The organism is Paenibacillus sp. Aloe-11, from assembly GCF_000245715.1.
GTDB classification, from domain to species: domain Bacteria; phylum Bacillota; class Bacilli; order Paenibacillales; family Paenibacillaceae; genus Paenibacillus; species Paenibacillus kribbensis.
Window position 1 is genome coordinate 69506 of record NZ_JH601054.1, and the last position, 3665, is coordinate 73170.

At 56.1% G+C, this 3665-nt stretch carries 1 protein-coding gene; it reads left to right on the forward strand.

Annotation, left to right across the window (positions count from 1 at the left end; genetic code table 11):
- Positions 1-3665 (forward strand): non-ribosomal peptide synthetase (locus WG8_RS28390; protein ID WP_007430358.1); only part of this gene is annotated, 3665 nt, incomplete at both ends.

The window sequence follows — 3665 nt, forward strand, 5'->3', positions numbered from 1 at the left end:
TTCTTCGAAGGAGAGCTGCTGAGCTATCGCGAGCTGAATGAACGTGCGAATCGCTTGGCTCGTACCTTGCGCAGTCAGGGTGTAACGAAGGATCGTTTGGTGGGTCTGATGACCGAGCGCTCGGTGGACATGATCGTGGGCATCTTCGGGATTTTGAAGGCCGGAGGCGCGTATGTCCCTATCGATCCGACCTATCCAGAGGAGCGTATCCGCTACATGCTGGACGACTCGGGGGCAGAGCTGTTGTTAACACAAAGCCATCTGGTGGACAAAGCGGCTTTTGACGGCAATGTGCTGGCGCTGGATGGGGAGCAGGATGTCTATCACGAGGATGGTTCCAATCTGGAGCCGTTGTCCGGTCCAAACGATCTGGCATATGTGATTTATACGTCGGGTACGACGGGGCAGCCGAAGGGTGTTATGCTGGAGCATCGCGGGCTATGCAATCTCAAAACGTATTTTGATCAGACTATTCAGATCAGTACGTCGGATCATACGTTGCTGTTCGCCAGCTACTCGTTTGATGCGGCTTGCTGGGAAATCTTCCAGGCGCTGTTCTGCGGAGCGACGTTATACGTGCCAACATCAGAGACGATTTTGAACTATGAGAGATTCGAGCAATACATGTCAGAACATCAAATTACGGTAGCGACATTGCCGCCAACCTATGCGGTGTATCTGGAACCGGACCATATGCCAAGCCTGCGTATTCTGGTCACTGCGGGCTCAGCTACTTCTACAGAGCTGATATACAAGTGGAAGGATCGGGTAGCATACTACAATGCTTATGGCCCAACCGAAAACTCGGTAGCGACGACGGCATGGCCGGTATCCGGCGAAAGAGCGGGAGGAGTGATTTCCATCGGGCGTCCTATGCCGAATCACCGGGTATACATGGTGGATGTGCATGGACATTTGGCACCGGTGGGCGTAGCGGGTGAGCTGTGCGCGTCTGGTCTAGGACTGGCCCGTGGTTATCTGAATCGCCCAGAGCTGACGGCCGAGAAATTTGTACCGAATCCGTTTGCGGCCGGAGAAGTGGGCTATGAGCGGATGTACCGCACAGGTGACTTGGCGAGATGGATGCCGGACGGCAACATCGAATACCTGGGCCGGATCGACCATCAGGTGAAGATCCGGGGTTACCGGATCGAGCTGAGCGAGGTGGAATCGCAGCTGTTGCAGGTGGAGTCGGTACGAGAAGCGGTCATCATGGCCCGTGCGGACGAAACTGGTCAAAACCAACTAGTGGCATACTACGTCGCGAGTCAAGAGCTTGGAGCTGGTCAGCTGAGACATGAGCTGGGGCAGGAGCTGCCAAATTACATGGTGCCTTCATATTTGATACAGCTGGAGCAGATGCCGCTGACACCAAACGGCAAAATCGACCGCAAGGCCCTGCCGGCACCAGAAGGCAGCCTGCAAAGCGGAGCCGACTATGTTGCACCGCGGACGTGGGTGGAAGCGAAGCTGGCGCAAATTTGGCAGGATGTGCTGGGCCTCGCGCAGGTCGGCGTGAAGGAAAACTTCTTCGAGATTGGCGGACATTCGCTGCGGGCGACAACGCTGGCCTCGAAGATTCACAAGGAGCTGAACAAGCCGCTTCCATTGCGCAGCATTTTTGAAGCACCAACGATTGAACAGCTGGCAGCTGTGCTGGAAAGCCGGGATCAAGTGGCGTATGCGTCGATTCCGGTGACGGAAGGGCGCAGCTTCTACCCGCTGTCCTCGGCGCAAAAACGACTGTATGTGCTGCATCAGTTCGACCCAAATGATGTGAACTACAACATGCCGTCGGTACTGCATGTAAGTGGTCCGCTGGATGTGAAGCGAGTGGAGGACGTGTTCGGTCAACTGATCGCCCGACATGCGACCTTGCGTACCCGCTTTACCCTGGTGGACGGTGAGCCGATGCAATGGATTGAGGATAACGTGCCGTTTGCGGTGGAGTATACGAAGGTACAGGCCGGAGATACGACTGTGCATACAGACACGTCTGCAGACATGGTAGTCACCCCAGAAACGCGAGAGCTGGTACGGCGCTTCGTCCGTCCGTTCAATTTGCAAACCGCTCCGCTGCTGCGGGTAGGCTTGGCGGATCTGGGCGTACAAGGACCGGAGCAAGCACCGCAGCATCTGCTCATGCTGGATATGCACCACATCGTCTCCGATGGGGTGTCCATGGGGGTACTGACCGATGAATTTGTCCGCTTGTATGACGGCGAAGAACTGTCACCCATGCGGATTCAGTACAAAGACTATGCGGTATGGCAGCAAGGCGAGGCCCATCAGGAGTGGATGCAGCGTCAGGAATCGTACTGGCTGGATACCTTCCGGGGCGAGCTGCCTGTGCTGGATTTACCGACAGACTTTGCACGTCCGGCGGTACGGAATACGAAAGGAGATACGGTCGTATTCGGACTGGAACGAGAAGTCAGCGAGCGCCTGAAAGAACTGGCGGCACAGACAGGCTCGACGCTGTATATGGTGCTGCTGGCGGCGTACACCGCGCTCTTGCATCAATACACCGGCCAAGAGGATATTGTAGTCGGTACGCCGATTGCCGGACGGCCGCATGCAGACCTGGAGCCAATCATCGGAATGTTCGTCGGCACGCTGGCATTGCGGAACTATCCGACGGCAGAGCAAAGTTTCCGCAGCTACGTGGAGGATGTGAAGACGCATGCGCTGCAAGCTTACGAGCATCAGGACTATCCGTTTGAGGAGCTGGTGGAAAAGCTGAATGTGAAGCGGGATATGAGCCGCAACCCGCTGTTCGATACGATGTTTACGCTGCAAACTACCGAGGAAGGCGATCTGCAGTTGGCGAACCTGAGCTTCCGTCCATACGGATTGGAGCAAACGCCAGCGAAGTTTGATCTGACGCTGGAAGCGAGTGAGGAAGAAACAGGCATCCAGTTCGGCTTGCAATATGCAACCGCATTGTACCAGCGCGAAACCGTGGAACGGATGACACGCCACTTCATCCAGCTGGCTGAAGCTGTGGCGGCGAATCCGGATGTGAAGCTGGGCGAAATCGAACTGATTACGGCGGAAGAAAGCGAACAGATTCTAAGCGTGTTCAACGATCTGCAGGCGCATAGCATGCGTGGAGCCGGACACGGACAGGCACAAGCTCGTTCGCTGAGCGAACGGTTCGAAGAGCAAGCGCAGCGCAGCCCTGAGCGGGTAGCGGTAGTATGTGAGGATAAATCCCTGACCTACGCCGAGCTGAATGAACGGGCGAACCGATTGGCTCGTGTGCTGCAGGCGGAAGGAGTTTACGCCGATCAACCGGTAGGGATCTTGCTGGAACGTTCCGCGGATATCCTGGTGAGCATTCTGGGGGTACTCAAGGCCGGAGGCGCGTATGTGCCGATGGATCTCATGTATCCGCAGGAACGGATTGACTACATGCTCCAAGACAGTGGGGCACAGGTCGTGATTACGAGCCGGATTGCTAAATTGTCGCTCAGCTTGCCATCCGTCTTACGCGCTGTAGTCCTCGACGATGAGGACATGCAAGCTGGGCTGGCCGGACAGGATGCGAGCAACCTGAGCCCTGTCGCTGCTCCCCATAATCTGGCCTATATGATCTACACGTCAGGAACCACTGGTCAGCCGAAAGGGGTCATGATTGAGCAGGGCAGTGTCAGCAATCTGGT